5 protein-coding genes are annotated in these 4,464 nt (G+C 73.1%); 1 reads left to right on the forward strand and 4 read right to left on the reverse strand.

Annotated elements, in window-relative coordinates:
* Positions 1–35: 35 nt before the first annotated feature.
* From AB0K09_RS30190 to AB0K09_RS30205, 4 genes are read right to left on the reverse strand one after another with little or no spacing between them, the layout of a single operon-like run.
* Positions 36–1,067 (reverse strand): ornithine cyclodeaminase, encoded by a 1,032-nt coding sequence (locus tag AB0K09_RS30190; protein WP_366068591.1) that lies wholly within the window; start codon positions 1,065–1,067, stop codon positions 36–38.
* Complete coding sequence (locus AB0K09_RS30195) at positions 1,064–2,116, reverse strand: cysteine synthase family protein (protein ID WP_366068592.1); 1,053 nt, start codon at positions 2,114–2,116, stop codon at positions 1,064–1,066. The genes AB0K09_RS30190 and AB0K09_RS30195 overlap by 4 nt, the downstream gene beginning before the upstream one ends.
* 4 nt (positions 2,117–2,120) lie before the next feature.
* Positions 2,121–3,026, reverse strand: coding sequence for an oxygenase MpaB family protein (locus tag AB0K09_RS30200; protein WP_366068593.1), 906 nt, complete (start codon positions 3,024–3,026; stop codon positions 2,121–2,123).
* Positions 3,027–3,065: 39 nt separating this feature from the next.
* Positions 3,066–4,115 (reverse strand): hypothetical protein, encoded by a 1,050-nt coding sequence (locus AB0K09_RS30205; protein ID WP_366068594.1) that lies wholly within the window; start codon positions 4,113–4,115, stop codon positions 3,066–3,068.
* A 159-nt stretch (positions 4,116–4,274) separates the two neighbouring features.
* Here AB0K09_RS30205 and AB0K09_RS30210 point away from each other — a divergent pair.
* The coding region (locus AB0K09_RS30210; RefSeq protein WP_366068595.1) for a thioesterase domain-containing protein at positions 4,275–4,464 on the forward strand (190 nt) is incomplete at its 3' end.

Genomic DNA, 4,464 nt, shown 5'->3' on the forward strand with positions numbered 1-4,464 from the left:
GGACCCCCGCCGCGGCGGGGGTCCGGCGGAATTCGTCAGCGCGGCAACGCTATGCCGACGCCCTGTTCCAGGGCCCTCGCGTGGACCGCCGCGGCCACGGCGATGTCGTGGACTCCCATGCCGAACGGGTTGATCACCACGCGTTCGTGCGGCGCCACCGGGGTGGCCGGGCCCTCCGACAGGAGCGTCGGGAGGTCCGCGTCCACGGTCCTGCCGTTCTCCGGGGGTGCCGTGTCCGGGGCCGTGACGCGGCCCGCGCGGGCGAGTTTGCCGAGGAGGCGGTGGTCGTCCTCGGCCACCAGGTCCCAGTTGTCGACATACAGGCGGTCGCAGCCCAGCAGCAGGCTCTCCGCCGCGTCGTCCAGGGAGACGTTGACGAACGTGGCGCCGGCGGGCAGCCAGTCGAGCTCGACGTACGGCTCCGTGGTCGTCGTCACCGCGATCGTCAGGGCGGTCCGGCCGACCGCCTCCCGTGCGGTCTCCGCCACGGTCACCGCGATGCCGGGGTGCGAGGCGCCCCACGCCGCCGCGAACTCGCGGGCGCGGGCGGCGTCCTGGTCGTACAGTACGACCTCCGCCAGGGCGGGGCAGGCGGCGGCCAGCAGGTCCAGGTGGACCTGGGCCTGGCGGCCGCAGCCCAGGAAGGACGCGCCGGTCACGCCGTCGAGCCCGCGCGCGGCGCGCACGGCGGCGACGGACACGCCGGCCGTGCGCAGGGCGCTGACCAGTCCGCCCTCCATCACGCACACCGGCCGGGCGGTCTCCGGGTCGTTGAGCACGATCAGCCCGGCCGCGCGCGGCAGGCCGAACCGGTGGTTGCCCAGCGACGCGTTGATTATCTTGCAGCCGTAGTGGTCTCCCGACCAGCCGGGCAGGATCAGGCTGCGGGCCGCCGCGCCGGTCGGTGTCGTCCAGCGCAGGGCGGCCTCGGGCGTCAGCCCGGCCTCGCCCCGCCGGAAGGCCAGCAGCGTGTCGTGGACGATGTCCACGACGGGCAGGTCCGCGCAGATCCGTGCCACGTCCTCGCCGGGGAGGTACGTGATCGGGGTCGCGGTGGAAGCGGTCATGCGGTCGCTCTCTCTCCAGGGTGTTCCGGCTCCGGGTGCGCACGGCCCAGCAGGCGCAGGGCCGTGCCGATCGCGTCGTCCGCCCGGCCGGTACGGGCCGGGAGTCCGCCGCGCAACTGCGGGTATTTCTCCCCGCTGTCGGGGCAGACGCACGCCACCTCCCGCAGCCGGGGGTCGCGGGCGGCCCGCAGGACCGAGGCGAGGACGGCGGCCCCCGCGCTGCCGCCGAGCGACAGTCCGGTGCGCTCCTCGATCAGGACGCAGGCGGCCGCGGCGTCCTCGTCGCGCAGCCGGACGACGTGGTCGACCTCGTGCGGCCCGACGAAGCCGGAGACCCGGCCCGAGCCGAACCCGGCCAGCTTGAAGGGCCGGTCGCCCGGGGGGCCGCCCAGCGCGGCCGAGCCGACGGCGTCGACCGCGATGACCTGGGCGTGCGGCTGGTGCGCGCGGAAGGCGCGGGCGATGCCCGCGAGCGTGCCGCCGGTGGAGACGGCCACTGCCACCGCGTCGTACGACCCTCCGGGAGCCGCCCGCACCAGCTCGATCGCCGTGCCGGCCTCGTGGACCCCGGGATTGGCCGGAGAGCTGTACTGGTCGGTCCACACGGCGTCCGGGTCGGTGCGCAGGATCTCCCGGACCGCGGCGATCCGGGCGTCCAGGGTCCGGCCGCCCGGCACCTCGGAGACCACCACCACGTCCGCCCCGTGCGCGGTCATGCGCTCGACGCTGCTGCGGGGCGTGCTGGGCTCGACGACCAGCGTGCAGGCGTAGCCGCGCGCCGCACAGAGCCCGGCCAGCGCCGTGCCCAGGTTGCCCGAGGTGGACTCCACCACGCGCATGCCCGGCCGCAGCCGCCCGGACCGTTCCAGGACGGACAGCAGCGCCTCGGCCGTACGGGCCTTGATGGAGCCGAAGGGGTTGTCGGCCTCCAGCTTCAGCCAGAGCCGTACCGACCGCTCGCCGAGCGGCACGCGGACGGGCCGCAGCGGGGTGTCGCCGATGCGCACGGCCTCGTGGGCCGCGATCGGCAGCGATGCGATGTGCGTCATGTGGTCAGTCCCTGAGGCTTTCGGCGCGAACGGCCGGCGGCGCCTCCGCGGCCGGCAGGGTGACGTGGCGGGGCCCGATGTCGCTGATGCGGTAGCCGTGCGGGTACCCGGGATACGTGCGGGCGGTGGGCCGGGTCATCAGCCGGGCCATGAGGGCGGGCGCCAGCCGCTCGGCCCGTGCGTGCCCGCGCAGGCCCAGTGCGTTCAGGGCCTCGGCCCAGCGGGGCGGCCGGGGCATGCCCAGGGCCCGGCGGGCCTCCTCGTCGAGCCGGCACGGCAGCGTGGCGGCCACCACCGCCCCGACGGGGCGCGGGTACCAGGACGAGTACAGCTTCATGATGTGCCCGCCGACCCGCTGGTTGCTCGGCTCGTGCCGGAAGTAGCGCTGTTCGTACTCGCGGTTGAACCGCTCGAACTCGTCGAAGTCGGTGGGCAGGTCCCGGATGTTCATCCGGCGCCCCACCTCGACGTAGAAGTAGAAGGCGGCCAGCCGCTCGGTCTCGCTGGTCTTCCGCCAGGCCCAGCGGTCGATCCAGCGGATCGGCTCGTAGATGAACGTGGACAGCACGTACAGCATGTCCTCGTTCGCTATCGAGAAGCGGCGGTGCGCCTGGTTGATCTGGCGCAGCGCCTGGCGGCCGCGCTCGGAGTCGTAGCCGCCGCGCACCAGTTCACCCAGCAGGATCCGGGTGTCGTCGTAGCGTTTCTGGGCGCGCAGGGCGAACTCCCCGCTGCCGTCGAGCACCCCGGAGATGCTGGGGACGCAGCAGGTGCGCCAGATGGCGACCTCCAGGCCCCGCCCGTAGTCCCAGGGGAATTCGCGGTCGGAGGAGATGCGGTGGATCCGCTCGTGATCCGCTTTGGGATCGAGCGACTGGAGCTGTCTGAGGGTCGCGTACCGGTCGTGCATTGACGTACCTCGCTCGCATTCGACGGGGTGACGGGCCCGCTAGAGGGGCGTGGATCCGGTGGCGCCGGTGACCTCCGGCCGCGTCGGGTCGAAGCGGAGGGTCTCGAATCGCCACTGCAATTGGCCGCTCAGCCAGCTGCGCATGCCCTCGATGTGGCGGCGCAGGGCCTCCAGTTCGGCCGGGGAGAGTTCCGAGCGGAGTTCCGGCCCGGGGAAGGTCCTGCTGAGTTCGGTGAACCGGTCGAAGCGCTCCTGGACCATGACGCCGACCGCGTCCACGGCCGTCTGGAGGTCCGTGCCGTGCTCGTGCCGGTACACCAGCACCAGGCTGTGCGGATCGCCGAGGAGGGCCTCCTTCTCGCAGGAGAAGAGGTCGTTGGTCCACAGGTCGGCGTCGGACAGCGCCTGGTTGAGCTCGGTGAACTCCGGCAGCCGGTAGATCTCCTCGGGGATCTCGTGGTGCGTGGTCACCTCGATCAGGTCCAGGTAGGGCATCAGGGCGCGGCCCCGGTAGGAGATGTACTCGTCGAGGCCCGGGGTGCGGCCGGTGAGCCGGTTCTCCGCCTCCCACACGCAGGTCTCGAAGAAGTCGCCGATGTGCCCGGCGAGCCGGGCCCGCCAGGTGGCCGAGGTGTGCGGGACGGTGCGCCGCCACAGATCGGCGTAGGCCGGGCGGAACGCGCGGGTGATGGAGGCGTCCACGGAGGCGGACGGGCCGTCGTCGTCGACGACGCCGTCCGCCGGCAGCCAGCCGAGCACCTCGTCGCACACGCGCCGCAGCCGCTCGGGCTCCTGACCCAGCCGGGTCTCGTCGAACTGGTCGTCCAGCACCAGCATGCAGCTGATCCAGTCGGTCACCAGTACGAGCTCGTCGAGGCCCGCGTGGGGATAGGCCCGCGACATGAGGGTGCCGAGCAGCGAGCGCTCGTGGTGCTGCCGGGCGGCCTCGTCGGGCACCAGCCCGAAGCGCCGGACGAACGCCCGCGTCCGTTCCTCCGCCTGTTCGGTGAAAGGACCGATCCGGGCCGGGAATTCGGTCCGGATGCGCGGCATGCGCAGTCTCGGGGATTCCATCTCCTGCGATTCCATGGCCGAAACGATTGCCTACCCGGCCGCCGCAGGACTGGAGGCGCGCTGAATGCGGAACTGCCCCTCGGGCGGCACTCGCCGCCGCCTTCCGGAATTGCCGCTAGGGTGACGCTCCGGAATTGGCCGGTCGTTTGTTCGTCTTCGATGGAGAGGCCATCAGTGTTCCCAGCCCCCACCCGCCCGCCACGTTTCGACAGCGCCTGGATCAAGCGGTACCGGCCGGTGGAGTCGCCACGTCTGCGGCTGATCTGCCTGCCCTTCGCGGGCGGCACCGCCGGCGCCTTCCACGGCTGGGCACGGGCGCTGCCGGACGACGTCGAGCTCGTCGCCGTGCAGTACCCCGGCCGCC

The sequence above is a fragment of the Streptomyces sp. NPDC049577 genome, assembly GCF_040675635.1.
Lineage (GTDB): Bacteria > Actinomycetota > Actinomycetes > Streptomycetales > Streptomycetaceae > Streptomyces.

Excerpts from the sequence above, each read along its gene's own strand:
- AB0K09_RS30195 (WP_366068592.1), bottom strand. The coding sequence starts at position 2,116 with ATGACGCACATCGCATCGCTGCCGATCGCGGCCCACGAGGCCGTGCGC.
- AB0K09_RS30190 (WP_366068591.1), bottom strand. The coding sequence starts at position 1,067 with ATGACCGCTTCCACCGCGACCCCGATCACGTACCTCCCCGGCGAGGAC.
- AB0K09_RS30205 (WP_366068594.1), bottom strand. The coding sequence starts at position 4,115 with ATGGAATCGCAGGAGATGGAATCCCCGAGACTGCGCATGCCGCGCATC.
- AB0K09_RS30200 (WP_366068593.1), bottom strand. The coding sequence starts at position 3,026 with ATGCACGACCGGTACGCGACCCTCAGACAGCTCCAGTCGCTCGATCCC.